Origin of the sequence: Achromobacter sp. HZ01 (assembly GCF_003267925.1) — a bacterium.
In the GTDB taxonomy this organism is placed as follows: domain Bacteria; phylum Pseudomonadota; class Gammaproteobacteria; order Burkholderiales; family Burkholderiaceae_B; genus Achromobacter; species Achromobacter pulmonis_A.
Genome location: NZ_LWKV01000004.1, coordinates 441,334 through 466,272, shown reverse-complemented (window position 1 = coordinate 466,272; position 24,939 = coordinate 441,334). Strand labels below are relative to the sequence as shown.

Annotated in this window: 25 protein-coding genes; 9 read left to right on the top strand and 16 right to left on the bottom strand. The window is 69.4% G+C overall.

What is annotated here, in order from left to right:
* Window positions 1-21: 21 nt before the first annotated feature.
* Window positions 22-885 (bottom strand): proteasome-type protease, encoded by an 864-nt coding sequence (locus A6B37_RS21800; protein ID WP_102775160.1) that lies wholly within the window; start codon window positions 883-885, stop codon window positions 22-24.
* Between the two features lie 107 nt (window positions 886-992).
* A complete protein-coding gene (locus tag A6B37_RS21795; RefSeq protein ID WP_102775161.1) occupies window positions 993-1,667 on the bottom strand; it encodes a 5-formyltetrahydrofolate cyclo-ligase in 675 nt (224 codons plus the stop codon).
* A 74-nt stretch (window positions 1,668-1,741) separates the two neighbouring features.
* Between A6B37_RS21795 and A6B37_RS21790 the strand changes: the two genes are divergently transcribed.
* The gene (locus A6B37_RS21790; protein WP_111826888.1) at window positions 1,742-3,877 is read left to right on the top strand and encodes a lytic transglycosylase domain-containing protein; all 2,136 of its coding nucleotides are present in this window, start codon (window positions 1,742-1,744) and stop codon (window positions 3,875-3,877) included.
* The gene (locus tag A6B37_RS21785; protein ID WP_111826887.1) at window positions 3,874-4,986 is read left to right on the top strand and encodes a CCA tRNA nucleotidyltransferase; all 1,113 of its coding nucleotides are present in this window, start codon (window positions 3,874-3,876) and stop codon (window positions 4,984-4,986) included. The genes A6B37_RS21790 and A6B37_RS21785 overlap by 4 nt, the downstream gene beginning before the upstream one ends.
* On the opposite strand, the gene A6B37_RS21780 is transcribed toward A6B37_RS21785, so the two are convergent.
* The 6 genes from A6B37_RS21780 to nhaA all read right to left on the bottom strand — a co-directional run bounded on the left by A6B37_RS21780 (window position 4,981) and on the right by nhaA (window position 11,481).
* The gene (locus A6B37_RS21780) at window positions 4,981-6,171 is read right to left on the bottom strand and encodes an SAM-dependent methyltransferase (RefSeq protein ID WP_102775164.1); all 1,191 of its coding nucleotides are present in this window, start codon (window positions 6,169-6,171) and stop codon (window positions 4,981-4,983) included. The genes A6B37_RS21785 and A6B37_RS21780 overlap by 6 nt on opposite strands.
* An 89-nt stretch (window positions 6,172-6,260) precedes the next feature.
* On the bottom strand, window positions 6,261-8,000 hold the full coding sequence (locus tag A6B37_RS21775) for a DEAD/DEAH box helicase (RefSeq protein ID WP_111826886.1): 1,740 nt from the start codon (window positions 7,998-8,000) through the stop codon (window positions 6,261-6,263).
* A 275-nt stretch (window positions 8,001-8,275) separates the two neighbouring features.
* Window positions 8,276-9,037 (bottom strand): uracil-DNA glycosylase, encoded by a 762-nt coding sequence (locus A6B37_RS21770; RefSeq protein WP_111826885.1) that lies wholly within the window; start codon window positions 9,035-9,037, stop codon window positions 8,276-8,278.
* Window positions 9,038-9,070: 33 nt separating this feature from the next.
* Window positions 9,071-9,733: a thiaminase II gene (tenA, locus tag A6B37_RS21765; protein WP_111826884.1), complete on the bottom strand. Its 663-nt coding sequence runs from the start codon at window positions 9,731-9,733 to the stop codon at window positions 9,071-9,073.
* An 83-nt stretch (window positions 9,734-9,816) separates the two neighbouring features.
* Window positions 9,817-10,206, bottom strand: a complete 390-nt coding sequence (locus A6B37_RS21760; RefSeq protein WP_111826883.1) for a DUF488 family protein — start codon at window positions 10,204-10,206, stop codon at window positions 9,817-9,819.
* A gap of 66 nt (window positions 10,207-10,272) precedes the next feature.
* Window positions 10,273-11,481 (bottom strand): Na+/H+ antiporter NhaA, encoded by a 1,209-nt coding sequence (gene nhaA / locus A6B37_RS21755; RefSeq protein ID WP_111826882.1) that lies wholly within the window; start codon window positions 11,479-11,481, stop codon window positions 10,273-10,275.
* 304 nt (window positions 11,482-11,785) lie between these two features.
* Between nhaA and A6B37_RS21750 the strand changes: the two genes are divergently transcribed.
* Both A6B37_RS21750 and A6B37_RS21745 read left to right on the top strand, forming a co-directional pair.
* Window positions 11,786-12,160, top strand: a complete 375-nt coding sequence (locus tag A6B37_RS21750) for a hydrogenase (RefSeq protein WP_111826881.1) — start codon at window positions 11,786-11,788, stop codon at window positions 12,158-12,160.
* Window positions 12,154-13,290 (top strand): glycosyltransferase, encoded by a 1,137-nt coding sequence (locus A6B37_RS21745; RefSeq protein ID WP_111826880.1) that lies wholly within the window; start codon window positions 12,154-12,156, stop codon window positions 13,288-13,290. The genes A6B37_RS21750 and A6B37_RS21745 overlap by 7 nt, the downstream gene beginning before the upstream one ends.
* 4 nt (window positions 13,291-13,294) lie before the next feature.
* Here the strand turns inward: A6B37_RS21745 and A6B37_RS21740 are convergent, their stop codons facing one another.
* From A6B37_RS21740 to A6B37_RS21725, 4 genes are all read right to left on the bottom strand, one after another.
* Window positions 13,295-13,759 carry an HIT family protein gene (locus tag A6B37_RS21740; protein ID WP_102775172.1) on the bottom strand — a complete coding sequence of 155 codons (465 nt, stop codon included), beginning with the start codon at window positions 13,757-13,759 and terminating at the stop codon, window positions 13,295-13,297.
* A complete protein-coding gene (locus A6B37_RS21735) occupies window positions 13,756-14,205 on the bottom strand; it encodes a GNAT family N-acetyltransferase (RefSeq protein ID WP_102775173.1) in 450 nt (149 codons plus the stop codon). The genes A6B37_RS21740 and A6B37_RS21735 overlap by 4 nt, the downstream gene beginning before the upstream one ends.
* 22 nt (window positions 14,206-14,227) lie before the next feature.
* Window positions 14,228-15,694, bottom strand: a complete 1,467-nt coding sequence (pap, locus tag A6B37_RS21730; RefSeq protein ID WP_111826879.1) for a polyphosphate:AMP phosphotransferase — start codon at window positions 15,692-15,694, stop codon at window positions 14,228-14,230.
* Window positions 15,695-15,783: 89 nt separating this feature from the next.
* Entirely contained in the window at window positions 15,784-16,647 is an 864-nt protein-coding gene (locus A6B37_RS21725; protein WP_111826878.1) for an MBL fold metallo-hydrolase, read from the bottom strand.
* A 124-nt stretch (window positions 16,648-16,771) separates the two neighbouring features.
* Between A6B37_RS21725 and A6B37_RS21720 the strand changes: the two genes are divergently transcribed.
* The 5 genes from A6B37_RS21720 to A6B37_RS21700 are packed head-to-tail and all read left to right on the top strand — an operon-like array spanning window position 16,772 to window position 20,054.
* Window positions 16,772-17,107: a metalloregulator ArsR/SmtB family transcription factor gene (locus A6B37_RS21720; RefSeq protein ID WP_102775176.1), complete on the top strand. Its 336-nt coding sequence runs from the start codon at window positions 16,772-16,774 to the stop codon at window positions 17,105-17,107.
* The gene (locus A6B37_RS21715; RefSeq protein ID WP_111826877.1) at window positions 17,104-17,538 is read left to right on the top strand and encodes a YeeE/YedE family protein; all 435 of its coding nucleotides are present in this window, start codon (window positions 17,104-17,106) and stop codon (window positions 17,536-17,538) included. The genes A6B37_RS21720 and A6B37_RS21715 overlap by 4 nt, the downstream gene beginning before the upstream one ends.
* Before the next feature lies 1 nt (window position 17,539).
* Window positions 17,540-17,959: a YeeE/YedE family protein gene (locus A6B37_RS21710; RefSeq protein ID WP_111826876.1), complete on the top strand. Its 420-nt coding sequence runs from the start codon at window positions 17,540-17,542 to the stop codon at window positions 17,957-17,959.
* Window positions 17,960-17,965: 6 nt separating this feature from the next.
* The gene (locus A6B37_RS21705) at window positions 17,966-19,213 is read left to right on the top strand and encodes an FAD/NAD(P)-binding oxidoreductase (RefSeq protein WP_111826875.1); all 1,248 of its coding nucleotides are present in this window, start codon (window positions 17,966-17,968) and stop codon (window positions 19,211-19,213) included.
* Between the two features lie 10 nt (window positions 19,214-19,223).
* A complete protein-coding gene (locus A6B37_RS21700) occupies window positions 19,224-20,054 on the top strand; it encodes a sulfite exporter TauE/SafE family protein (RefSeq protein ID WP_111826874.1) in 831 nt (276 codons plus the stop codon).
* Here A6B37_RS21700 and A6B37_RS21695 read toward each other — a convergent pair.
* The 4 genes from A6B37_RS21695 to A6B37_RS21680 form a co-directional block, all read right to left on the bottom strand.
* Window positions 20,045-21,313, bottom strand: a complete 1,269-nt coding sequence (locus A6B37_RS21695; protein WP_111826873.1) for an AMP-binding protein — start codon at window positions 21,311-21,313, stop codon at window positions 20,045-20,047. The two genes, A6B37_RS21700 and A6B37_RS21695, sit on opposite strands and share 10 nt — an antisense overlap.
* A gap of 82 nt (window positions 21,314-21,395) precedes the next feature.
* On the bottom strand, window positions 21,396-22,232 hold the full coding sequence (locus tag A6B37_RS21690; protein WP_102775182.1) for an ABC transporter ATP-binding protein: 837 nt from the start codon (window positions 22,230-22,232) through the stop codon (window positions 21,396-21,398).
* 208 nt (window positions 22,233-22,440) lie between these two features.
* Entirely contained in the window at window positions 22,441-23,778 is a 1,338-nt protein-coding gene (locus tag A6B37_RS21685) for an ABC transporter substrate-binding protein (protein ID WP_102775183.1), read from the bottom strand.
* A gap of 86 nt (window positions 23,779-23,864) precedes the next feature.
* On the bottom strand, window positions 23,865-24,929 hold the full coding sequence (locus A6B37_RS21680) for a branched-chain amino acid ABC transporter permease (RefSeq protein WP_102775184.1): 1,065 nt from the start codon (window positions 24,927-24,929) through the stop codon (window positions 23,865-23,867).
* Window positions 24,930-24,939 lie beyond the last annotated feature (10 nt).

The following is a 24,939-nucleotide window of genomic DNA, read 5'->3' as shown; positions in this document are numbered from 1 at the left end:
CCAAAACACGAAAGCCCGACGCTAGCCCGCCTGCTTCTTGCCCGGGTCTTCGGCGAGCGACTGCGGCGCGGGGTGGCTTGCGCCCGTTTCGCCGGCCGGTTCGGCGCGCAGCGGCTGGTGCACGCGGCTAGGCGGCACCAGCGAGGTCGGGGCCTCGGGGCTGGTCCACAGCGGAGCGGGGATTTCGGCGAAGACCTGGCGCAGGCGCTCGCCCCAGCTGCCGCGGATCATGCGGAAGTATTCATTGTTCTCGTCGATGCAGGCGAAATGCGTGACGCGCAGCGTATCGGCGCCGTAGACCAGCAGATCCAGCGGCAGGCCGACCGAGATGTTGGAGCGCAGCGTGGAGTCCATGGAGATCAGCGCGCACTTGGCGGCTTCGTCCAGCGAGGTGTCGGGGCGCAGCACCCGGTCCAGGATGGGCTTGCCATACTTGGCCTCGCCGATCTGGAAGTACGGACATTCCTGGCCGGCCTCGATGAAGTTGCCGGCCGAGTACACCTGGAACAGCCGGCAGCGCTCGGCGCCGATCTGGCCGCCGAAGATCAGGCTGACGTTGAAGTCGACATGCTGCTCGTGCAGGGCGGCGGCTTCGTGGCGGTAGACCTCGCGCACCGCCGCGCCGACCACGCAGGCGGCCTCGAACATGTCGGGCGCGCTCCAGAGCGTTTCGCAGCCTTCGGGGCGAGGACGCGTGAGCGCGTTCAGCACGGCCTGGCTGACCGCCAGGTTGCCCGAAGTCATCAGCGTCATGACGCGGTCGCCGGCGCGCTCGAAAACCGTCATCTTGCGAAAGACGCTGATCTGGTCGACGCCCGCATTGGTGCGGGAGTCGGAAAGGAACACCAGGCCGGAATCGAGACGGGCCGCGACGCAATAGGTCATGATCGGAACCGGGAAAAGCCATGCCGCATTCATTGTATTGCGGGGCGTTCCGGCGCGCGTTACGGTTTGCACCGTTTTGGTGCAAACCGCAGGCTGTCGCGGCGGCGTCAGCTCAGGCGGTAGCTGTGCAGCGTGGTGCCGCCGGCGCCGCCTTGCTCCAGCGGCGCGGCGGGCACCCAGCCGTCCTCGGTCAGGACCGCGTCCAGCGGGAAGTCATGCGCGGCCGGCGCGTAGCCGGCGTCCAGCGCGCCGCAGCTCCAGGCGATGCCGATGGCGATGAACGGGTGGCCGCGGTCGCGCAGCGCGGCCAGGCTGCGGTCGTAGTAGCCGCCGCCGTAGCCCAGGCGGTCGCCTTGGGCGGTGTAGCCCAGGGTGGGCACCAGCACCACGTCGGGCAGCAGTTCGGCGCCGTGCACCGGTTCCTGGATGCCGTAGGGGCCCGCGCGCAGTTCGGCCTCGGGCGTCCAGGGCAGGAAGGCGAGCGGCGCATTGCGTTCGCGCACCACCGGCAGCGCCACGGCCACGCCGCCGTCGGCCCATTGCTGCAGCAGGGGGCGCAGGTCGGGCTCGTCGGCCATGGGCCAGAACGCGGCCACGGTGGCGGGCGCGGCGCGGCCTGCGCGGACCGCTTCGTCGCGCGCCGCGTTCAGCCAGGTGAACAGCCGCGCGCGCATCAGCAGGGCGCCGCGGCCGCGCTGGTTTTCAGGCAGTTCGGCGCGCATTTTCCGCAATCGCGCGCGTAGCTGGACTGCGGTATTCTCTGGAATATTTTGCGTACTCATGCGGTGGTAGTGACAGGAATGGACAAAGATGGCGGAAGTGGCGGCGGCTTTGGCGGTCGAATGAGGGACGGCGCATGACACAAACTCTCCAAACCGGACGGTATCAGAAATCCGCGCACAAGGCCGCGGGCGCCGTCGCCGGAGCCGGGCTGCGCCGCTGGCTGCCGCTCCTGGCGCTGTTCACCGCGGCCTGTGCGCCGGTGGACGCGCAGCAGCGCAACGCGTCCATCAATGCCCAGCCGCAGGCCGCCGCCCAGGCCGCGCAGCCTGTCATTTCCGTGCCGCCCGCCGTGCTGGCGGGCCTGCCGCCCACCAACGATACGCCCGCGCTGGCCGCCGTGGTGGCCGCGCGCGAGGCCATGCAGCGCAAGCAGTGGTCCATCCTGGGCGCGCTGGTGCCGCAGGCCAAGTCCGACCCGCTGGGCATGTATCCCGAATACTGGCTGCTGCGCTATCAGCTGTGGACGCCGCCGGCCAGCGGCAGGCCCACCGCCGCGCTGCAGCAGTTCGTCAGCAGCAATCCGGATTCCTATCTGGCCGACCGGCTGCGCGGCGACTGGCTGCTTGCGGCCGCGCGCAGCGGCGACTTCGAAACCGTGCGCAAGCTGGCGCCGGTGAAAAACAGCAACGCCCAGATCGAATGCGCCATCCTGGACGCCCAGCACATGACCGGCAAGCGCGTCACCGCCGCGCAGGCCACCAGCGCCTTCGCGCCGGGCTCGGCCTGCTGGGCGCTGTATGACCAACTGGTGGCCGACGGCGTGCTCGGCTGGCAGGAGATCGAGCCGCAGCTGCGCGACGCCATCGAGGCCAACAAGACGACCGATGCGCGCAAGTTCGTGCAATACATCTTCGAGCCCGGCGACCTGAAAGCCTACGATCAGCTCATGAAGGATCCGATGCGGTGGCTGACGCGCCAGGACCGCCTGCCCGTGGGCCGCAACGAAAAAGAGCTGGTGACCATCGCGCTGGCCCGCCTGGCGCGCTCTGATGTCAGCGTGGCCGATTCCTACCTGCGCCGCGAATGGTCCAAGTCCGGGGAGTGGTCCAAGGCGATGGCCAAGTCGAACCTGGCCTGGGTCCGCAGCCAGTATGCGCTGACCGCCGCGCTCAAGCTCGACAGCCGCGCCGACGACTGGTATCGCGAGGCCGGCCATATCCGCATGACGGAATACAACGCCGCCTGGAAGGTGCGCGCGGCCCTGCGCCAGCCCAAGATCGACTGGAAGTGGGTCATCGAATCCATCGACCAGATGCCGCCGGCGCAGCAGGCGGACCCTTCGTGGGTGTACTGGAAGGCGCGCGGCCAGGCCGCGCTGGGCAACAAGGAACAGGCCGCGGCCGCCTACGCCAGCATCGCGGACCGCTTCGACTTCTACGGCCAGCTGGCGGCCGAGGAGCTGGGCCGGCGCATCAACGTGCCGCCGCGTCCGGCGCCCGTGACCGACCAGGAAATCGCCGAGGCCCGCGCCAACCCGGGCCTGCGCCGCGCGGTCCAGCTGTTCCGCCTGGGCTGGCGCGCCGAGGCGGTGCCGGAATGGAATTACAGCCTGCGCGGCATGAGCGACCGCCAGCTGCTGGCCGCCGCCGAACTGGCCCGGGCCGAGAACATCTACGACCGGGTGGTCAACACGTCCGACCGCACCGAGAAGGAATTCGATTTCAGCCAGCGCTTCATCGCGCCCTTCGAGGGCCGCGTCACCGCCAAGGCCAACGCCATCGCGCTGGACCCGGCCTGGGTCTACGGCCTGATCCGCCAGGAATCGCGCTTCATCATGGACGCGCGTTCGCACGTGGGCGCCTCCGGCCTGATGCAGCTGATGCCGGCCACCGCCAAGTGGGTGGCGGGCAAGATCGGCATGAGCGACTTCACGCCCGACAGCGTCAACGATTTCGACACCAACACCGTGCTGGGCACCAACTACCTGAACATGGTGCTGCGCGACCTGGACGGCTCGCAGATGCTGGCCAGCGCCGGCTACAACGCCGGTCCGCGCCGCCCGCACAACTGGCGCTCGACCTTCACCCATCCGGTCGAGGGCGCGATCTTCGCCGAGACCATCCCCTTCACGGAAACGCGCACCTACGTCAAGAACGTGATGTCCAACGCGGTCTATTACGCCGCCATGTTCAGCGGCCAGCCCCAGTCCCTGAAAGAACGCCTGGGCAGCGTGGTGCCGCTGGGCGCCGAAACCACCGCGCTGCCATGAGCCGCGATCCCGCCATCGCGGGCCTGCGGGTCTATATCGTGGGCGGCGCGGTGCGCGACGCGCTGCTCGGCCTGCCGCCCGGCGACCACGACTGGGTCGTGGTGGGCGCCACGCCGGAAGACATGGCGCGGCGCGGCTTCATACCGGTGGGCGGCGATTTTCCCGTGTTCCTGCATCCGCGCAGCAAAGAGGAATACGCGCTGGCGCGCACCGAGCGCAAATCGGGCCGCGGCTACAAGGGCTTCACCTTCTATACCGGCTCCGACGTCACGCTGGAGGAAGACCTGCGCCGGCGCGACCTGACGGTCAATGCCATTGCCCAGACGCCCGAGGGCGAGCTGGTCGACCCGCTGGGCGGCGTGGCCGACGTGCGCGCCCGCGTGCTGCGCCACGTGGGCGAGGCCTTCGAGGAAGATCCGGTGCGCATCCTGCGCCTGGGCCGCTTTGCCGCGCGCTTCGGCGATTTCACCATCGCGCCCGAGACCCTGGAGCTGTGCCGGCGCATGGTCCAGGCCGGCGAGGCCGACGCGCTGGTGCCCGAACGCGTCTGGAAGGAACTGTCGCGCGGGCTCATGGCGTCCACGCCGTCGCGCATGCTGGGCGTGCTGCGCGATTGCGGCGCGCTGGCCCGGGTGATGCCGGAGCTGCAGGAGGTGGACGTCACGGCCGCCGACGTGGACCGCGCGGCCGGACTGGGCCTGCCGCTGCCCGGCCGCTATGCGCTGCTGTGCCGCCTGACGCCGGAACGCGAGGCGCTGGGCCGCCGGCTGCGCGTGCCCACCGAGTGCAACGACTACGCGCGCCTGCTGCCCGAGGTGCTGGCCGGGCTGGACGCGGCGCAGCAGGCGGCCGACGCCGCCGACGCGCAGCTGGCCTTGATGGAACGCGCCGACGCGCTGCGCAAGCCGCAGCGTTTCGCCGATCTGCTGGAGACGGCGGCGGTGTTGCGTCCGGTGGACCGGCAGGCGTGGCGCGCGCGCGTGGAAGCGGTGCGTGGCGTGGATGCGGGCGCGATCGCGCGGGCCAGCGCCGGCGATCCGGCGCGCATCAAGGAAGGGGTGCGCGCCGCGCGCCTGCAGCAGCTGCGCGCGGGCGCCGCGCCGCTATAGCTTGCCCAGCCGGTCGCCGCGCGCGAAGCCGGCCAGCGGCTGCGCGATGCCGCGCCCCACCGCCAGCACCTTGAACAGTTCGCCCATCTCCGCTTCGGACAGCAGCTTCTGCACGGGCGCGACGGTCTTGGCGTAGTTCTGCACGTCGGCCGGATCGAGCTGCGCGAGCAGCTCCATCAGCCCGGCGTTCATGAGGAAGCGGGCCTGCGAGGTATAGCCCAGGACCTGCAGGCCGGCGGCCTGCGCCGCGTCGGCCATCGCGGTGAAATCGACGTGCGCGGTGATGTCCTGCAGGCCGGGGGCGGTAAAGGGATCGCCGTGCGCGTGATGGCGCAGATGGCACATGAGCGTGCCGCCGGCGCGTTGCGGGTGGTAGTACTCGCCTTGCGGAAAGCCGTAGTCCACCAGCAGCGCCGCGCCGCGTTCGAGCCAGCGGCCCATCGCGGCGATCCAGGCTTCGGCCTGCAGATTGATCTCGGAAACGTAGCCCGGCAGCGGCGGCATGCGGTCGGCCACGGCGGCGGCCAGCGCCGGCGGCGCCGGCCGGTCTTCCCAGACGAAGCCCTGCGCATCGTCGACCGCCACGCCGCGTTCCAGCACGGCGGCGCCGTCGTCGCTCCAGCGAAAGAGCGAGACCGGCATCGCGTCCAGCACTTCGTTGGCCAGCACGCAGCCGGCAAAGGCCTCGGGCAGCGCGTCCAGCCACTGCACGCGGTCGCCGAACGGCGCCAGTCTTTCGGCCTGGCGCGCGCGCAGGTCGGCCGACACTTCCAGGATCAGGTAGCGGGTCTGCGCCAGCCCCAGCGCATCCAGCTCGCGCAGCACGCCTTCGGCCAGCGCGCCGGTGCCGGCGCCGAACTCCAGCACGGCGTCGGCGCCGGTCTGGCGCAGCACCTCGGCGGCCTGACGCGCCAGCGTGCGGGCGAACAGCGGCGTCAGCTGCGGGGCCGTGACGAAGTCGCCCGCCGGTGTGGCGGCAGAGGCATCCGCCTCGGCCAGCTTGACGTTGCCTGCCGCGTAATAGCCCAGTCCCGGCGCGTACAGCGCCTGCGCCATCCAGCGGTCGAACGGCAGCCAGCCGCCATGGGCCGCGATGGCATCGCGCAGATGGGCGGCCGCGGCCTCGGAATGTTCGAGGGCGGCGGGCGACAGGGTGGGGAGATTGGCGGGGGCGGAGCGTTGCATGATCGGATGAGGCGGTGGCAGGCCGCCATTTTAAGAAAACCCCGCGTCCGTTACCGGAGCGCGGGGTTTGCGTGGCTCAGGCCGTCGGATCAGCCGCGGCGGTCGAAGCGCTTGGGGCCGCCGGGGCGCTTGTCGAACGAGGGCTTGCCGCGGAAACCGCCTTCCGGACGGTCGCCGCCGCGGAAGCCGCCTTCGCGTTGCGGGCGGTCGCCGAAGCTGGCGCGGTCGTTGTAGCTGTGGCGCGAATCGCGGTCGCCGCCGCGGAAACCGCCTTCGCGCGGGCCGCGCTCGCTGAACGGACGCGGATCGCGCTGCGGACGGTCGCCGTAGCTGGGACGATCGTTGTAGCCGCGCGCCTCGCGCTCGCCGCCGCGGAAACCGCCCTCGCGCTGGGGACGGTCGCCCCAGGAGCGGTTGCCCTGGTAGCCGCCGTCGCGCTGCGGACGATCGCCGAAGCTGGGGCGGTCGCCGAAGGAACGCGCCGGACGGTCGCCGAACGGACGATTGCCCTGGTAGCCGCCTTCGCGCGGGGCGCTGTCGCGGTGGCCTTGGTAGCCGCCTTCACGCGGCTTGAACTCGCCGCGCGGGCCGCCGAAGGAACGGCCTTCGCGATGGCCCTGGTAGCCGCCGCCGGGACGCTTGCCGAACGGTTTGCCGCCACGCGGGCCGCCGGTGGACGGGCGCGGGGTGCGCTTGGGCTCCAGGCCGGCGATCACTTCGGGCGTGATCGACTGGCCGATGTAGTGCTCGATGCGGCGGACCTTGTGGCGCTCGGAATGCGTGGCCAGCGTGAACGCCAGGCCGTTGCGGCCGGCGCGGCCGGTGCGGCCGATGCGGTGCACGTAGTCCTCGGCCTGCATCGGCAGGTCGAAGTTGACGGCGTGGCTGATGCCCTGCACGTCGATGCCGCGGGCGGCCACGTCGGTGGCCACCAGGATGCGCAGCTGGCCGCGCTGCAGCTGCGACAGGGTGCGGGTGCGCTGGCGCTGGTTCATGTCGCCGTGCAGGGCGGCGGCGGCGAAGCCCTGGTCGGCCAGGTGGTCGGCCAGATCGTCGGCGCCGCGCTTGGTCGAGGTGAAGACGATGGCCTGGTCCAGCGAGGCGTCGCGCAGCACGTGGTCCAGCAACTGCATCTTGTGGCTGGCGTCGTCGGCGTACAGCAGGCTTTGCGTGATGTTGGTGTGCTTTTCCTTGTGGCCGGCGATCTCGATGCGTTGCGGCTCGCGCATCATGCGCGCGGCCAGCTTGGCGACGGTGCCGTCCAGCGTGGCCGAGAACAGCAGCGTCTGGCGGCCTTCGGGCAGGCGGCCGACGATGGTCTCGATGTCTTCGATGAAGCCCATGTCCAGCATGCGGTCGGCTTCGTCCAGCACCAGCGTGTGCACGGTGTTCAGCTTGACGCGGCCCGAGTTCAGGTGGTCGATCAGGCGGCCCGGGGTGGCGACCAGCACGTCCACGCGGCGCGACAGCGCCTTCAGCTGCGCGCCGTAGGGCATGCCGCCGACGACGGTGGCGGTGCGCAGGTCGGCCAGCTTGCGGCCGTAGGTGGCGGTGGCGTCGGTGACCTGCAGGGCCAGTTCGCGGGTCGGGGTCAGCACCAGCACCTGCACGCCCACGCCCTTGTTGGCGGGGTGCTGGGCGATGCGGTGCAGGGCCGGCAGCATGAAGGCGGCGGTCTTGCCGCTGCCCGTCTGCGAGGACACCATCAGGTCATGGCCGGCCAGCGCCTGCGGAATGGCGGCAGCCTGGACGGCGGTGGGGGTGGTGAAGCCAGCTTCTTGGACGGCCGACAACAGGGCGGGAGCGAGACCCAGGTTTTCGAAAGACATTACTTTCCCTTGCCGCAATCAATGCGACGCAATGCTTGGTCGGGCCAGGGGATTAGGCGGCCGGATCCAGGCGACGGTTGATGGAGCATCGTGCCGACCGGATCAACCATGCGCGTGGCGCGTTCTCTTGTACTGACTGGAACGCAGGGCGAAAGGAAAGGGGTCAGGAATCGATGATAGTTCGGCATGGGGCCGGGGCGGTTGCCCGGCGAACTGCGAAAACTTCCGCTAAATCAAGGCGGTAAATGCCGAACTCGTTTTGTGCAGTGCGGCGATCATAACCCGAATTCGCCTTGCAAGGGAATTATTTTTTTGTCCAGCGCCCAATCAATAGGGTTTTTCCCTTGGTTGGCCAGCCATTCGTTGGTTTTCAGGAAATGGCCGCAGCCCAGGAAGGGCACGGGCGGCCTTCTGGCCGACAGCGGCGAGGGGTGGTTGGCCATCAGGACCAGGTGGCCGCTGTCGGCCGGCAGCAGGGCCTGCTTGGCCTGGGCGTGGGCGCCCCACAACATGAAAACCTTGGGGGACGGATCGCGCGCGACCAGGGCGATCAGCGCGTCGGTCACGGTTTCCCAGCCGCGCCGGGCGTGGGAGGCGGGCTGGCCGTCCTCCACGGTCAGCGCCGTGTTCAGCAGCAGCACGCCCTGTTCGGCCCAGCAGCTCAGGTCGTTGCCGGCCGGCACGCGGGAGCCCGGGTACTCCAGCGCGATTTCGTTGAAGATGTTGCGCAGGCTGGGCGGGCGCTTGCAGTCGTCCGGCACCGAGAAGGCCAGGCCCTGGGCCTGGCCGGGGCCATGGTAGGGGTCCTGGCCCAGGATCACCACGCGCACGTCCGAGGGCGCCAGGCCGTGCAGGGCGCGAAACGGCGTGGCGGGATAGACGGTGGCGCCTTCGGCCAGGCGTTTTTCCACGTGGGCGGTCACCGCAGCCAGCGCGTCGGCCACCGGCCGGTCGGAAAAGGCGGCCAGCCAGGCGGCGGGAAGTTGCGCCGTCTGGGCGGCGAGGGCGGCGGGAATCAGGCGGTTGTCGGTCGGCATGGGCGCGATTTTGGCACAGGGCGCGGCCGCGCCTCAGGCCGGCCAGCCGGCCTGGCGATAAGCCGAGTCCCAGAACATCCATTCCAGCTGGGCCGCGTGCGTGTAGGCCTGGTGCATCGCCGCCAGCGTCTGCGCCGAGGCCGATTCCGCGGCGCGATCCACCGAGGCGATCACGGCCCGCACCAGCGCATGGAATTCGTCGCCCGCGTAGGTGTCGATCCAGGCGGCGTAGGGATTGGGCCGGGTGGCGCGCGCGTGGATCTCGCGGCCGATCTCGGCGTAGATCCAGAAGCACGGCAGCAGGGCGGCCAGCGCCACCGGGTACGGCGCGCTCCAGGCGGTGGCGATCAGGAAGCTGGTGTAGTGGTGGCTGGCCGGCGTCAGCGGCGTGGCTTCGAAGGTGGCGGCGTCGATGCCGTACTGCTTCATGAAACCTTCGTGCAGCGAGCGTTCGGCGACCACCGCGCCGCGGGCGGCTTCGGCGAACTGCACCACGCCGTCGGCGTCGTCGGCCTTGGCGGCGGCGATGGCCAGCGCGCGTCCGAACGCCACCAGATAGTGCGCGTCCTGGATCATGTAGTGCTTGAACGCGCTCTCGTCGAGCTGGCCGCTGGCCAGTTCGCGGTTGAACGGCATGTCGCGCGTTTTTTCGTAAAGCGCGGCGTTGCGCGCCCAGGCGTCGGAGCTGAAAGACATGGGGATTCCTCGAGGCGGGTGGGCAGGCTGCCCGGCCAAAGGAGGCTAGGGTACCAAAGACCGGCGCGCCCCCAAGGCGGGCCTCAGGCGTGGCGCTTGCCGTGCCGTTGGGCGTAATCCAGCAGCGCGTCGCGCAGCACCACGGCCTGGTTGTGCTCGGCGTCGTGGGCGCCATAGAGCAAGGTCAGCGGCCGCTTGCCGGCGGCCTGCAGCAGGGCTTCCAGGCGGGCCTGCTGCTCGGGCGCGGCCAGCTCGGCCAGGTATTTGCGGCGGAACTCGTCCCAGCGTTCCTCGACGTGGTTGAACCACTTGCGCAGTTCGGTGGTGGGCGCGAGGTCGCGGGCCCATTCGTCCAGCCCCAGGTCGTCGCGGCGCAGCCCGCGCGGCCACACGCGGTCCACCAGCGCGCGGTAGCTGCCTTGCGGTCCGGTGCCTTCGTAGACGCGTTGCAGGGTGATGGCGGGCGGTTTCATGGCGGCTCCTCGGGGTCGTGGCGGCTGACCCCGTCTACCGTCTACTTTAGCGCCGCCCGCCCGTCGTCATGGCGTTTCGGCGCGGCCGCCGGCGCGCAGCAGCACGAACCCCACGATGGCCGAGGCCAGCGAGCCCGTCAGCACGCCGATCTTGGTGGCGTCCACGGCGGCCGGGTCGGTGAAGGCCAGGGCGCCGATGAACAGGCTCATGGTGAAGCCAATGCCGCACAGCAGCGCGACGCCGTAGAGCTGGGTGTAGGTGGCGTGGCGCGGCAGGGTGGCGAGGCCGCTCTTGATGGCCAGCCAGGCAAAGCCGAACACGCCCAGCTGCTTGCCCAGGAACAGGCCCAGCGCCACGCCCAGCGGCACCGGCTGCGCCAGCGTGGCCAGCCCCAGGCCGGCGAAGGAGACGCCCGCGTTGGCGAAGCCGAACACGGGCACGATGAGCAGGGCCACCGGCTTGTGCAGCGCGTGTTCCAGCGCATGCAGCGGGGAATATTCGCCGGTATCGCCCTGGTTCTGCGGGCGCAGCGGGATGGCCAGGGCCAGCGCCACGCCGGCCAGCGTGGCGTGCACGCCGGATTTCAGGACGAAGTACCACAGCACCGCGCCGATCAGCAGATAAGGCGCCAGGCGCAGCACGCCCATGCGGTTCATGCAGAACAGCACGACCAGCAGGGCGCCCGCCATGCCCAGCGCGAAGGTATTGAGCGTGGACGTATAGAAGAGCGCGATGATGACGATGGCGCCCAGGTCGTCAAGAATGGCCAGCGCGGTCAGGAAGACCTTCAGCGAGGTCGGCACCCGGCTGCCCAGCAGCGCCAGGATGCCCAGCGCGAAGGCGATGTCCGTGGCTGCCGGGATGGCCCAGCCGCGCAGCGTCTCGGGGCTGCCGGCGTTGATCAGCACGTAAATCAGCGCAGGCAGCACCATGCCGCCCACCGCCGCGATGCCCGGCAGCACGATGCGGGCCGCGCCGCGCAACTGGCCGTCCAGCACCTCGCGCTTGATTTCAAGGCCGACCAGCAGGAAGAACACCGCCATCAGGCCGTCGTTGATCCAGTGCAGCACGCTTTCCTTGAGCACGACCGGGCCGGCCTGGAAGCCGAACTTGGTTTCGAGCGCGCCGAAGTAGTACGGCGCGGCCGGACTGTTGGCGACGATCAGCGCGACCAGCGCGGCCAGCATCAGGACATAGCCGCCGAGCGCTTCGGACTGCAGGAAGGCCTGGAAGAGGGAGGGGGATTTGGGGGTGGACGAAGCCGGTCGATTCACTTTTTACGGCCTTGATTACATTTTGATAATATACGCAGCGAGAACCTGAATTTTACCTGAATACATGAACGATGGCGCTCTATTTCGGATATCTTCGCTGATTTTCAGCAAAAAACGGGCGATTCGCATTCAATCTTTATCCCGCGGTCTCGGACCGATTCCCCTGCCGTATCCGAAAATCCTCTACTAGAGTCTGGCCCAGGCGCATGACCGCGCGATAACCATCCGCCGATTCCCGCAATCGGCCTTTCCCGACATTCCGACCCGCCCTCGGTCGAGCCGTCCCGGCAACGCCGGCCAGTACATGCCTTTATCTCCTCTTACGGTATTGACCTACACCCCCGCCCGGCCCGGCGCCGCCAGCCGCCTGGTAGATGTCGGCGACTCCCTCGCCGCGCCGGCCGGCCCCATCGCCCACGGCGTTTACCGAACCCACAGGCTCGCGCCCAGCGCGCGCCTGCTCGCCTGGGCCCGTGCCGGGGCGCGTTTCGACCTCTCCCGCACGGGCGCGGCGCGCGTCTGGGCGGACGGCAGCCTGCAGGCCTCCGAGTGCCCGCATGAATGTTGCGCCACGGGTGCGGCCGCGCTGGACCCCGAAGACATCGCCTACCTGGGCGCGTACCTGATGCACCAGGGCCGCCGCTGGAGCGATACGGACGACGCCTCCCCATCATGCTGAACGCCGCCGAAACGCCGCGCCGGCCCGCCGCGGGCCTGCGCATCCTGCATACCGAAGCCGCCACTTCGTTCGGCGGGCAGGAGTTCTGCATCTACAAGGAAATGATCGCCATGCGCGAGCGCGGCCACCATCTCGAGGCGCTGTGCCAGCCCGAGGCGGAACTGGGCCGCCGCCTGCGCATGGCGGGGTTCACGGTGCACCTGATGCCCATGGACGGCCCGCACAATTTCCTGCGGGGCGTGGCGTCGGTGCGGCGCCTGCTGCGGCGCGGGGGCTTCGACGTGGTCAATACGCACAGCCGGCGCGACACCGTGCTGGCCGCGATCGCGGCGCGCCTGGCCGGCACGCCGCTGATCGTGCGCACGCGGCATCTGGCCAAGCCCATCAATTCGCTCTATGCCTACACCTGGCTGGCGCATCGCGTCATCGCGGTCAGCGCCTATGTGCGCAAGCAGCTGCTCGACGGCGGCGCGCGGCCCGCGTCCATCGCCACCATCCATTCGCCGGTGGTGCTGCCGCAGGCGCGCCGGGGCGTCTGCGTCCGGCGCGAACTGGGCCTGGCCGCGGACGACCTGGTCATCGGCTGCGTGGCCGTGATGCGGGCGGACAAGGGCCACGCCGACCTGATCGAGGCCTTCCACCGCATTTCCGGCGCGTTCCCGCAGGCCCGGCTGGTGCTGGCGGGCGACGGCATGCCGCTGTTCGAGCGCCTGCAGGCGCAGGCGGCTTCGCTGGGGCTGGCGCCGCGCGTGCATTTCCTGGGCCGGCGCGACGACATCGGCGACGTGATGGCGGCCTTCGACGTGTTCGCGCTGCCCACACAGCGCGAGGCGCTGGGCACCGTCTTTATCGAGGCCGCGGCCATGGGCGTGCCGGTCATCGGCGGCAACGTGGGCGGCGTGCCGGAAACCATGCAGGCGGACGTGACCGGCCTGCTGGTGCCGCCGCGCGATCCGGCCGCGCTGGCGGCGGCGCTGGAGCGCCTGCTGGCCGACCCCGGGCTGCGCCGGAGCATGGGCCGGGCAGGCAGAGACTGGATACGCGGGCAGGGGTTGTTCTCGGCGGAAACCGCCGCCAGCCAGGTCGAGCAGGCCTACTCGCGCTGGCTGGCCGAACTGGGCGCGCGCTAGTGCGCTAGTGCCAGAGCAGGGCGTTCATCGCCTCGACCAGCCGGTTGCGGTAGCGCGGCAGCAGGGCCTGCAGTTCCGCGCGCCGCGCCTTCCATTCCTCGGATTCCGCGCCCTGCGCCACGCGCGGCGGCGCCCAGATCGCGTCGGGGAAGTGGCGGTCGCCGCGCCAGCGCGGGATCACATGCCAATGCAGGTGCGGCACCATATTGCCCAACGAGGCCAGGTTGACCTTGTCGGGCGACAGTATCGATTGCTGCGTTTCCTCCACCACGTACACGGCCCGCATCAGCAGGTCGCGTCCATGCGTGGACAGGCTGGTCATTTCGGCCAGGTGGCCGTTCCAGACCACCCGCGTGAAGCCGGGATAATCCGGATCGGCGACTTCGATGATGCGCAGGTGCGGGCCGCGCCACAGCAGCGCGCCGCCGTCTTCCTGGCACAGCGGACAGTTGGGATCACGTGCGCTCATGTCAGCGTTTTCCGGTATTGAATGAAGCCGGAGCGGTCGGCGATGCGGTCGTACAACTGGATGGCGGTGGCGTTGGTTTCATGGGTCAGCCAGTATACGCGCGCGCAATTGGCCGCGGCCGCCTGCGCGTAGACGTGTTCGATCAGCTTGCGGCCCGCGCCGGCGCCGCGCACGTCCGGGGCCACGTACAGGTCCTGCAGATAACAGTAGTCGCCGGCGGTCCAGGTCGAACGGTGGAAGATCCAGTGCACCAGTCCGATGGCGCGGCCGCTGTCGTAGGCCAGCGCGGCGTGCATGGGCTGCGCGCCGTCCAGCAGGCGCGCCCAGGTGTTGCGCGTGACGGCGTCGTCGATGTCGACGCGGTAGAAGTCCTGGTAGCCCTTCCACAGCGGCAGCCAGGCGTCGAAGTCGGCGGCGACGATGGGTCGGATCTCTACGGTACTCATGGCGGGGCCCTCCGGCGGGATTTCAGAGCTGGGTTTCCAGGGCTTCGACGATGTGCCGCAGCACCTGCACGCGAGCGTAGCGCTTGTCGTTGGCCGAGACCACATGCCAGGGCGTGCGGGCCACGTCGGTGCGGGCCAGCATTTCGTTGGCCGCGGCCGCGTAGTCCTGCCATTTGTCGCGGTTGCGCCAGTCCTCGGCGGTGATCTTGAAATTCTTGAACGGCGATTTCTCGCGTTCCTTGAATCGTTCCAGCTGCACGTCCGGCGTGATCGCCAGCCAGAACTTCAGCACCAGCGCGCCGCTGGCGGCCAGCTGCCCTTCGAAGTCGTTGATCTCGGCGTAGGCCCGGCGCCATTGGGCCGGCGGGGTCAGTTTCTCGACGCGTTCGACCAGCACGCGGCCGTACCAGGACCGGTCGAAGATGGCGATGCGCCCATGGCGCGGCACCTGGCGCCAGAACCGCCACAGATAGGGGCGGGCCAGCGCTTCGCTGCCTGGCGCGGCGATGGGCGTGATGTCGAACTGGCGGGCGTCCAGCGCATGCGTCACGCGCCGGATGGCGCCGCCCTTGCCGGCGGCGTCCTGCCCCTCGAACACCAGCACCAGCGAACGCTCCTGGAACTTGCGCGAGCGCGCCGCGCGCGCCAGCCGGCCCTGCAGCAATCCGAGTTCGGATTCGTAGTCGCTCTTGTCGAGGCGCGCGTCATAGTCCAGCTGGCCCAGCCGGTCCGCCACGCGCGTCGGCCGCGAGTGGGGCACGAAGCTGGCCGGAATGCGCGGCACGCCGCGCTGGCGCATGGCGGCCAGCACCGCCTCGGCCGTGCGCGCCGTGCGCATCTGCTCGTCGGCGCTGGGGATCACGACCCAGGGCGCATGGCCGCTGTCGGTATGGTTCAGCACCGTCTGCCCGGCGTTGCGGATGCGGTCGTACTTCTTGTAGACCTTGAGGTCGACCGGGCTGACCTGCCACGAGGTCTCGGGGCTGGCCAGCAGGCGCTTGGCGCGCGCCTTCTGGGCCTGGGCCGACAGGTGGAACCAGAGTTTCACGATCTGCACGCCTTCGGCGGCCAGCATCGCCTCGAAGCGCCGGATCGCGACGGCCTGCGCCTCGATGCTGTCCTGGTCGGGCCGCTTGCGCATGGCCTCCAGGATCATCGGCGCGTACCAGGAGCCGAACACGATGCCGGTGCTGCCCTTGGGCGGCAGATCGTTCCAGTAGCGCCACAGCGGCGGACGTTCCAGTTCCTCGCCGACGCGCGGGCCGTAGGCCAGCGTCTTGATGTGGCGCGGGTCCATCCATTCGTTGAGCAGGTTGATGGTGGCGCCCTTGCCGGCGCCGTCGATGCCGGCCACCACCACCAGCAGCGTCTTGTCGGCCTTGGCCAGACGCTGGTATTGCGCATTCAGCAGGGCGACGCGCAGCCGCGCCTCCATCGGCTTGAATGCCTCTTTCGAGAGGCTGGGGTCGGCTTCGGCTTCGGCAAACATGGACGGTCCGTCGGTCGGCATTTCTGCGATCGGCCGATCTTGCGGGATAAGTCCGGGGCACGCAAGCCCGGCGCGCAAGCCCGCGCCGTTCAGAGCGCGTCGACGGGTATCTTCAGGTAGCGCACGCCGTTGTCTTCGGCCGGCGGGAAGTGGCCGGCGCGGATGTTGACCTGGATGGCCGGCAGGATCAGGGTGGGCATGGAAAGCGTGGCGTCGCGCCGCGTGCGCATGGCCACGAACTCGTCCTCGCCGATGCCGTCGCGCACATGGATGTTGGCGCGGCGCTGTTCGGCCACCGTGGTCTGCCAGGCGGCTTCGCGGCCGGCGGGCGGGTAGTCGTGGCACATGTACAGCTTGGTCTCGGCGGGCAGGCTCAGCAGGCGCTGGATGGAGCGGTACAGCTGATGGGCGTCGCCGCCGGGGAAGTCGCAGCGCGCGGTGCCCACGTCGGGCATGAACAGCGTGTCGCCCACGAAGGCGGCGTCGCCGATCAGGTAGGCCATGTCGGCCGGCGTATGCCCCGGCACGTGGATGGCCTGCGCCGTCAGCGCGCCGATGCGGAAGGTCTCGCCGTCTGCGAACAGGTGGCCGAACTGCGAGCCGTCGAGCTGGAACGCCGGCTCCAGGTTGAAGATCTTCTTGAACACGCCCTGCACGGTCTGGATGCTTTGCCCGATGGCGATGACGCCGCCGAGCTGCCGCTGCAGATAGGGCGCGGCCGAAAGATGGTCGGCGTGGGCGTGGGTTTCCAGCAGCCATTCGGTCTTCAGGCCGTGCTGGCGCACGTAGTCGGCCACGCGGTCGGCGCTGCCGGTGCTGGTGCGGCCCGACTTGGGATCGTAGTCGAGCACGGAGTCGATGATGGCGCAGGCGCCGCCCGGGGCCGTTTCATGGACCACGTAGGTGATGGTGGCGGTGACGGGGTCGAAAAAGCCTTGGATATGAGAGGGCATGGACGCTCGCCTGGCAGCGCATTGCTGCGTGCATAAAACAATATATGTTTTTCAATAATATTGTTGAATATTCTATCGGTCAATATAATGATCAACATCCTCCAGGCAGATTGATGCTCATCAAATGAACGAAGTGCTGACCGAATGCGAGGTCGCCGTCCTGCGCGAATCCGCATCCCAGGCCTGCGCGCTGCTCAAGGCGCTGGCCAACGAAGACCGTCTGCTGCTGCTGTGCCAGCTGGTGCAGAACGAACGCAACGTCGGCGAACTCGAGGCGCTGACCGGCATCCGCCAGCCCACGCTGTCGCAGCAGCTGGGCGTGCTGCGCGACGAAGGGCTGGTGGCGACGCGGCGCGTCGGCAAGTATGTGTACTACCAGATGGCCAGCTTCGAGGTCAGCCAGGTCATGAAGACCCTGTCCAGCCTGTATTGCGGGCGCGCCATGGAGTCGCTCAAGTGACGCTGGACTGGCCGGCCTTCACCCCTGTTGCCTCCACCCTGGGCGGCCTGCTGATCGGCGCGGCCGCGGTGCTGATGATGGGCGGCGCGGGCCGCATCGCCGGCATCAGCGGCATCCTGGGCGGACTGCTGGGGCCCGCGGGCGCGGGCCGGAGCTGGCGGCTGGCCTTTCTGGCGGGCCTGTTCGCCGCGCCCTGGCTGTACCGGCTGGGCGCGGCGCTGCCCGCCATCGCCGTCGAAGCCGGCACGGCCAGGCTGATCGCCGCCGGCCTGCTGGTGGGCCTGGGCACGCGCTATGCGTCGGGCTGCACCAGCGGCCACGGCGTCTGCGGCATATCTCGCGGCTCGCCGCGTTCGCTGGCGGCGACCGCGTTGTTCATGGCGGCGGGCTTCGTCACCGTCTACGCCTTGCGCCACCTGGGAGGCAGCTGACATGGCCGCCTTGTTCGCATTCGCATCGGGCCTGGTGTTCGGCCTGGGACTGATCGTTTCGGGCATGGCCAACCCCGCCAAGGTGCTGGGTTTTCTGGACCTCGCCGGCGCCTGGGACCCGTCGCTGGCCTTCGTGATGGGCGGCGCGGTGCTGGTGACGGCGGCCGGCTTCGCCGTGCTGCGGCGCCGTCGCGCCAGCCTTTCGGGCGAACCGCTGCACTGGCCGACCGCCGCTCGCATCGACAAGCGCCTGGCGCTGGGCAGCCTGGCGTTCGGCGCGGGCTGGGGCCTGGCCGGCTTCTGTCCGGGCCCCGCGCTGGTGGCGGCGTCGGCCGGCGTGCGCGAGGCGCTGGTGTTCGTGGCCGCCATGCTTGCCGGCATGGCGGTATTTTCAATCCTTGAAAGAATCAAAAGCCGGTAGACCGGCATGGAGACAAGCATGCCCATGACGCAAAGCCAACGAGATTTCGACGTGCTTGTGGTGGGCGGGGGCGCGGCAGGCATAGGCGTGACCGCCAGCCTGCTGCGCCGGCGTCCGGACCTGCGCATCGGGGTCATCGAGCCCAGCGACAAGCACTATTACCAGCCCGCCTGGACCCTGGTGGGCGGCGGCGCTTTCGACGTGGCCAAGACCGTGCGCGCGACCCGCGACGTGATGCCGGCGCGCGCCACCTGGCTGCAGGCCGCCGCGGCCGGCTTCGAACCCGAGGCCGACCGCGTGTTGCTGGCCGACGGCCGCGCCGTGACCTACCAGCAGCTCATCGTCTGCCCCGGCCTGCGCCTGGCCTGGGAACAGGTGGACGGCCTGACCGAGACGCTGGGGCGGCAGGGCGTCACGTCCAACTACCGCTACGACCTGGCGCCCTACACCTGGGAACTGGTGCGCGGCCTGAAGGGCGGGCAGGCGCTTTTCACGCAGCCGGCCATGCCCATCAAATGCGCCGGCGCGCCGCAAAAAGCGATGTACCTGGCGTGCGACCACTGGCGGCGCAGCGGCGTGCTGGACCGCATCGAGGTCGAGTTCGACCTGGCCGGCGCCGCGCTTTTCGGCGTGCCGACCTTCGTGCCGCCGCTGATGCGTTACGTGGAAAGCTACGGCATCGCGCTGGCCTTCAATTCGGCGCTGGTGGCCGTGGACGGCGCCGCCCGCAAGGCCTGGTTCGACGTAAAGGGCGAAGACGGCGCGGTGGCGCGCGTGGAGAAGTCTTTCGACATGCTGCACGCCGTGCCGCCGCAGACGCCGCATGCCTTCATGAAGAACAGCCCGCTGGCCGACGCCGCCGGCTGGTGCGAGGTCGACCCGGCCACGCTGCGCCACGTCCGCCATGCCAACGTGTTCGGGCTGGGCGACGGCATCTGCACGACCAACGCCAAGACCGCGGCGGCCGCGCGCAAGCAGATCGTCACGGTCGCCGAAAACCTGCTGGCGCTGCGCGAAGGCCACGCCATGCCGGTGGCCTACGACGGCTACGGCTCCTGCCCGCTGACGGTGGAGCGCGGCCGCGTCGTGCTGGCGGAATTCGGCTACGGCGGCAAGCTGCTGCCGACCTTCCCGCTGGACCCGACCGTGCCGCGCAAGAGCGCCTGGTTCCTCAAGGCCAGGATGCTGCCGTGGATCTACTGGAACGGCATGTTGAAGGGCCGCGAATGGCTCGCCCGGCCGTTCGGCAACTGAGCGCGCGTCCATGATCGCGACAGTCTGGGCGGCCAGCGCGGCGCTGGGCGGCTGCGTGGGCCTGATACTCGGGCTGACCGGCGCGGGCGGGGCCATCATGGCCGTGCCCCTGCTGGTCTTCGGCCTGCATCTGCAACTGGCGCAGGCCGCGCCCATCGCCCTGCTGGCCGTGGGCCTGTCGGCCGCGCTCGGCGCGGTGCTGGGCCTGCGCAAGGGCCAGGTGCGCTACCGGGCGGCGGGCTTCATGGCGCTGACCGGCATCATCGTGTCGCCGCTGGGGCTTTGGGCCGCGCGGCGCCTGCCGAACGCGCCGCTGTCCATTGTTTTCGCAGGCGTGCTGGGCCTGGTGGCGTGGCGCATGTGGCGCCAGGGCGCCGGCGCCGCGGCGGCGGCCGTGCAGGCGACGCGCGTGCCGCCGTGCCAGCTCAACGCCGGCACCGGCCGGCTGCGCTGGACCGCGCCCTGCGCGCGCGCCTTGACCGGCACGGGCGTGATCGCCGGTTTCCTGTCGGGGCTGCTGGGCGTGGGCGGGGGCTTCGTGATCGTGCCGGCGCTGCGCCGCGCGACCGATCTGCCGATGCAGGCCATCGTGGCCACCTCGCTGGGCGTGATCGCGCTGGTGTCGGCCAGCGGCGTGGTGGCCGCGGCGGCGGGCGGTCACCTGGACTGGGCGATCGCGGCGCCGTTCACGGCGGCCGCGGTGCTGGGCATGCTGGCCGGGCGCGCGGTCGCCGACCGCTTCGCACCGCGCCGCCTGCAGCAGGGTTTCGCGCTGTTTGCCGCCGTGGTGGCCGCGGCGATGCTGGCCAAGGGCGTGATGGCGCTGGCCGCCTATTCGTAGGTGCGCACGTCGTCGATGACCTTGCCGTCGTTCGGCAGGCTGCCGACGTCCACCCATTGCACGTCGCTGCGCAGCTTGGTGACGTCGCGCACCGATTCCGCGATGCGCTGGCCGAGTTCCTCGCTGCGGTCCTGCGATTCCACCTTGAGCACCATGCGGTCGGACCCGGTGTTGCCGCTGATCACCAGCCGCGCGCGCAGGATTTCCGGATGGCGGCGCGCCACGTCCGCCACCTGCGACGGATGTACGAACATGCCGCGCACCTTGGTGGTCTGGTCGGCGCGGCCCATCCAGCCCTTGATGCGGGTATTGGTGCGCCCGCAGGGCGACAGGCCCGGCATGACGGCCGACAGGTCGCCGGTGCCGAAGCGCACCAGCGGGTAGTCGGGATTGAGCGTGGTGACCACGACCTCGCCGACTTCGCCGTCGGGCACCGGCTCGCCGGTGCCGGGGCGCACGATCTCGACGATGATGTCCTCGCCCAGCACCAGGCCTTCGCGCGCCGGCGTCTCGAAGGCCACCATGCCCAGGTCGGCGCTGCCGTAGGCCTGGTAGCCCTCGATGCCGCGCGCCGCCAGCCAGTCGCGCAGCGACGGCGGGAAGGCCTCGCCCGAGACCAGCGCGCGGCGCAGCGAATCCAGCTTCACGCCGAGTTCGTCGGCCTTCTCCAGGATGATCTTGAGAAAGCTGGGCGTGCCGGTGTAGCCGGTGGGCGCGAGATCCTGGATCGCGCGCACCTGCTGTTCGGTCTGCCCGGTGCCGCCGGGAAACACGCTGCAGCCGACGGCGTGCGCCGCGGTTTCCATCATGGAGCCGGCGGGGGTGAAGTGATAGGAGAAACAGTTGTAGGCCAGTTCGCCGGCGCGGAATCCCGCCGCGTGCAGGGCGCGCGCGAAGCGCCAGTAGTCGGCGCGCGCGCTTTCCGGTTCGTAGATGGGGCCGGGCGAGGCGAACACGCGCAGCGCCTCGCCCCAGCCGATCGCGGAGAAACCGCCGAAGGCCTTGCGCGGCCCGGCGGGCGCGGCCGCGTCGCCGCGGCTGTGCTGCTGGCGTTCCAGCAGCTCGTGCTTGCGCAGCACCGGCAGGCGCGCCAGCGCGGCGCGCGAGGTGATGGTGGCGGGGTCGACGCCGCGCAATTGCTCGGCGATGGCCGGCGCCCGGGCCATGGCCCGGGCGATCGCGCCGGGCAGGGCGGCCATCAGATCGCGCTCGCGCTGCTCGGGCTGGCGGGTTTCCAGAACATCGAAAAACTCGGACATGGGATCGCACCCTCTCGTGTGCCGTACTGCGGTGTCGTTGCCGGCGGCGGGCCGGGCCGCGCCGGCTTCGCCGCGTCAGGAATCAGGCCAGCCAGCGTTTGCGGCGGCGGTAGAACTTGTTGTCCCGGAAACTCTTGCGCTCGCCGCTGGAGATGCCCAGGTAGAACTCTTTGACGTCCTCGTTCTCGGCCAGGTCGGAGGCGGCGCCGTCCATCATCACGCGGCCGTTTTCGAGGATGTAGCCGTAGTCGGCGTAGCGCAGCGCGATGTTGGTGTTCTGCTCGGCCAGCAGGAAGCTGACGCGCTCGCGCTGGTTCAGGTCGCGCACGATCTCGAAGATCTCTTCCACGATCTGCGGCGCCAGCCCCATGGACGGCTCGTCCAGCAGGATCATGTTGGGATTGGCCATCAGCGCGCGGCCGATGGCGGTCATCTGCTGCTCGCCGCCCGAGGTGTAGCCGGCCTGGCTGGCGCGGCGCTGCTTCAGGCGCGGAAAATACTGGTAGACCCGGTCCAGCGCCGCCGCGGTGTCGCCGCGCCCCATGTTGCGCGTATAGGCGCCGGTCAGCAGGTTCTCTTCGATGGTCAGGTGCGCGAAGCAGTGGCGGCCTTCCATCACCTGGACCACGCCGCGCTTGACCAGCTCGGCCGGAGACAGCTTTTCGATGCGCTGGTCGCGGTACTGGATATAGCCCTTGGTCACGTCGCCGCGCTCGCCCTTGAGCAGGTTCGAGATCGCCCGCAGCGTGGTGGTCTTGCCCGCGCCGTTGGCGCCCAGCAGCGCCACGATCCGGCCTTCCGGCACCTGCAGGGACACGCCCTTGAGCACCAGGATGACGTGGTTGTAGATCACCTCGATGCCGTTGACGTCGAGCAGCACCTTTGGGGCGTCAGCGGCGGCGATATTGGTGGCGTTCATGATCGTTCCTGCTGCGTGGTGAAAGTCGGCCCGCTAGGACCGGCCATCGATTCATACGAAAGTCGAAAGAAAGAGAAAGAACTTCCCCGAAGCACGCCAGACACCGCATGTAGCCGGCGCCCCCAAGCGGGGCCGCGGCAGATCCGGCTTTGCCGGTCTCCAGCGGCGCCCCCCTGGGGGGGAAGCGCCGCCGGCGCTTCGGGGGGGTCTACTTGCACTCGCGGGGCGTGATGTTCTTTTCCTTGGCGTACTTCGCGGCGCCTTCCTTCACCATCGGGTCCAGGATGGACTTGTCGGACTGGTACCAGTCGGAGACGACCTTGAACTTCGCGCCGTCCCACTGCACGATGCGGGCCCAGTCGTCGCCCATGTGGTTGCCGCAAGATGTCTTGACCGGGCGCATGATCTTGCCGAAGCCCAGCTTGTCGAGCTTCTCCTGCGTCAGGTCGAGGTTCTCGAAGCCCCAGCGCACCTGTTCCGGCGTGAGCGCCTTGCCCTTGCCGTACTTTTCCTGCGCGGCGCGGATCGCCTCGACCTGCAGCATCGAGATCATCATGCCGCGCGTGTGCGCGATGGTGCCCAGCGTGGTGTTGCCCGACTTGTCCGAGCCCTGGCCCTTGTCGTAGACGTACTTCTTCAGGTCGTCGTAGACCTTGTCGTGGTCGGCGCCGCTGTTGTGGATGGTGATGGCGTTGTAGCCCTTGGCGACGTCGCCGAGGTCTTTCACGTCGCCTTCGGAGCCGGCCCACCAGATCGCGTACATCTTGTCGCGCGGATAGCCGCTGGCCTGGGCTTCGCGGATGGCGGTGGGCGTCATGATGCCGGCGCTCCACAGCAGCACGTAGGCCGGACGCGCCTGGCGGATCTGCAGCCAGGTGGACTTCTGTTCCACGCCGGGGGCGGTCACGGGATAGAGCAGCAGCTCGAAGCCTTCCTTGGCTGCGCGCTTCTGCAGCAGCGGGATCGGCTCCTTGCCGTAGGGCGAATCGTGATAGACCAGGGCGATCTTCTTGCCCTTGAGCTTGGCCATGCCGCCTTCTTTCTTGGCGATGTCCTGGATCATCACGTCGGCCGCGGTCCAGTACGTGCCCAGCAGCGGGAAGTTCCATTCGAACACGCTGCCGTCGACCGACTGCGACAGGCCGTAGCCCATGGTCTCGACCGGCACCTTGTCGACCATGGCCTTGTCGCTGACGGCGAAGGTGATGCCGGTGGACTGGGTATCGAAGCCCGAGGCGCCGGTGCCCTTGCCCTTGAGGCGTTCATAGCACTCCACGCCGCGGTCGGTGGCGTAGGCGGTTTCGCACTCTTCGTACGTGATCTTGACGCCGTTGACGCCGCCGTCGCGTTCGTTGACCAGCTTCAGGTAGTCCAGCTTGCCGTCCGCCCAGGGAATGCCCAGCGGGGCGAAGGATCCGGTGCGATACACCAGCAGCGGAACGAACTGCTCTTCTGCCGCCATCGCCGGCGTGGCCACGGCGCCAACGGCGCCGGCTGCGGCCACCAGGGCTGCCGCCAACTTCAGGTTAAGACGCTTCATCTCCATTTACCTCCTGCGTGGTGTTGGGTCCATGAACCCTGGGACACCGGGGTTGGCCCGGTCTTGAGCCGGGTATTCAGTACAGCAATGTGCTAGTGCGGGAAAGGCCAGATGCGGAGTTTTTCCTTGCCGATGCTCCACAGGCGGGCCAGTCCATGCGGTTCCGCGATCAGGAAGAACACGATCAGCGCGCCGAACACCATGTGCTCGACGTGCGCCGCGGTGTCCACCGACAGCGACAGGCCCAGCATGTGCGGCACGTTGGTCAGCGCCACCGGCACCAGCACGATGAACGCGGCGCCGAAGAAACTGCCGATGATCGAGCCCAGCCCGCCGATGATGACCATGAACAGCAGCTGGAACGAACGCCCCAGGTCGAAGGCCAGCGGTTCCCACGAACCCAGGTGGATGTAGCCCCACAGCGCGCCGGCCACGCCGACGATGAACGAACTGACCGCGAACGCCGTGAGCTTGGCGTACATGGGGCGTATGCCGATGACCGAGGCCGCCACGTCCATGTCGCGGATCGCCATCCACTGGCGGCCGATGGCGCCGCGCACCAGGTTCTTGGCCAGCAGGCTGAACACCACCACCAGCGCCAGCACGAAGAGATACTTCTCCAGCGCGCTCTGCACCGGCAGGCCGAAGAAGTGCAGCGGCGGCACCGACACGTTGCCCGACGAGGAGTAGTTGGTGAAGAACGGGATGCGCAGGAACGCCCAGTCCACGAAGAACTGCGCCGCCAGCGTCGCCACCGCCAGGTACAGGCCGCGGATGCGCAGGCTGGGTATGCCGAAGACCACGCCGACGATGGTGGCGAAGAAGCCCCCCAGCAGGATCTGCACGATCAGCGGGATCTCCGGAAAGCGCACGCCGAAGTTCCACGCCGCATAGGCGCCGACGGCCATGAAGGCGCCGGTGCCCAGCGAGATCTGGCCGCAATAGCCCACCAGTATGTTCAGGCCCACGGCGGCCAGCGCCAGGATCAGGAACGGGATCAGGATGGCGCGCAGCAGGTAGTCGCTGGCCAGCGCCGGCACGGCGATGAAGGCCGCCGCCAGCAGCAGCCAGATGAAGATGCGGTCCTGGCGGATCGGGAAGATCTGCTGGTCGCTGCGATAGCTGGTCTTGAATTGGCCGTTTTCGCGATAGAACATGTTTTATTCC

Excerpts from the sequence above, each read along its gene's own strand:
- A6B37_RS21800 (WP_102775160.1), bottom strand. The coding sequence starts at position 885 with ATGACCTATTGCGTCGCGGCCCGTCTCGATTCCGGCCTGGTGTTCCTT.
- A6B37_RS21795 (WP_102775161.1), bottom strand. The coding sequence starts at position 1,667 with ATGAGTACGCAAAATATTCCAGAGAATACCGCAGTCCAGCTACGCGCG.
- A6B37_RS21790 (WP_111826888.1), top strand. The coding sequence starts at position 1,742 with ATGACACAAACTCTCCAAACCGGACGGTATCAGAAATCCGCGCACAAG.
- A6B37_RS21785 (WP_111826887.1), top strand. The coding sequence starts at position 3,874 with ATGAGCCGCGATCCCGCCATCGCGGGCCTGCGGGTCTATATCGTGGGC.
- A6B37_RS21780 (WP_102775164.1), bottom strand. The coding sequence starts at position 6,171 with ATGCAACGCTCCGCCCCCGCCAATCTCCCCACCCTGTCGCCCGCCGCC.
- A6B37_RS21775 (WP_111826886.1), bottom strand. The coding sequence starts at position 8,000 with ATGTCTTTCGAAAACCTGGGTCTCGCTCCCGCCCTGTTGTCGGCCGTC.
- A6B37_RS21770 (WP_111826885.1), bottom strand. The coding sequence starts at position 9,037 with ATGCCGACCGACAACCGCCTGATTCCCGCCGCCCTCGCCGCCCAGACG.
- tenA (WP_111826884.1), bottom strand. The coding sequence starts at position 9,733 with ATGTCTTTCAGCTCCGACGCCTGGGCGCGCAACGCCGCGCTTTACGAA.
- A6B37_RS21760 (WP_111826883.1), bottom strand. The coding sequence starts at position 10,206 with ATGAAACCGCCCGCCATCACCCTGCAACGCGTCTACGAAGGCACCGGA.
- A6B37_RS21750 (WP_111826881.1), top strand. The coding sequence starts at position 11,786 with ATGCCTTTATCTCCTCTTACGGTATTGACCTACACCCCCGCCCGGCCC.
- A6B37_RS21745 (WP_111826880.1), top strand. The coding sequence starts at position 12,154 with ATGCTGAACGCCGCCGAAACGCCGCGCCGGCCCGCCGCGGGCCTGCGC.
- A6B37_RS21740 (WP_102775172.1), bottom strand. The coding sequence starts at position 13,759 with ATGAGCGCACGTGATCCCAACTGTCCGCTGTGCCAGGAAGACGGCGGC.
- A6B37_RS21735 (WP_102775173.1), bottom strand. The coding sequence starts at position 14,205 with ATGAGTACCGTAGAGATCCGACCCATCGTCGCCGCCGACTTCGACGCC.
- pap (WP_111826879.1), bottom strand. The coding sequence starts at position 15,694 with ATGTTTGCCGAAGCCGAAGCCGACCCCAGCCTCTCGAAAGAGGCATTC.
- A6B37_RS21725 (WP_111826878.1), bottom strand. The coding sequence starts at position 16,647 with ATGCCCTCTCATATCCAAGGCTTTTTCGACCCCGTCACCGCCACCATC.
- A6B37_RS21720 (WP_102775176.1), top strand. The coding sequence starts at position 16,772 with ATGAACGAAGTGCTGACCGAATGCGAGGTCGCCGTCCTGCGCGAATCC.
- A6B37_RS21710 (WP_111826876.1), top strand. The coding sequence starts at position 17,540 with ATGGCCGCCTTGTTCGCATTCGCATCGGGCCTGGTGTTCGGCCTGGGA.
- A6B37_RS21705 (WP_111826875.1), top strand. The coding sequence starts at position 17,966 with ATGGAGACAAGCATGCCCATGACGCAAAGCCAACGAGATTTCGACGTG.
- A6B37_RS21700 (WP_111826874.1), top strand. The coding sequence starts at position 19,224 with ATGATCGCGACAGTCTGGGCGGCCAGCGCGGCGCTGGGCGGCTGCGTG.
- A6B37_RS21695 (WP_111826873.1), bottom strand. The coding sequence starts at position 21,313 with ATGTCCGAGTTTTTCGATGTTCTGGAAACCCGCCAGCCCGAGCAGCGC.
- A6B37_RS21690 (WP_102775182.1), bottom strand. The coding sequence starts at position 22,232 with ATGAACGCCACCAATATCGCCGCCGCTGACGCCCCAAAGGTGCTGCTC.
- A6B37_RS21685 (WP_102775183.1), bottom strand. The coding sequence starts at position 23,778 with ATGGAGATGAAGCGTCTTAACCTGAAGTTGGCGGCAGCCCTGGTGGCC.
- A6B37_RS21680 (WP_102775184.1), bottom strand. The coding sequence starts at position 24,929 with ATGTTCTATCGCGAAAACGGCCAATTCAAGACCAGCTATCGCAGCGAC.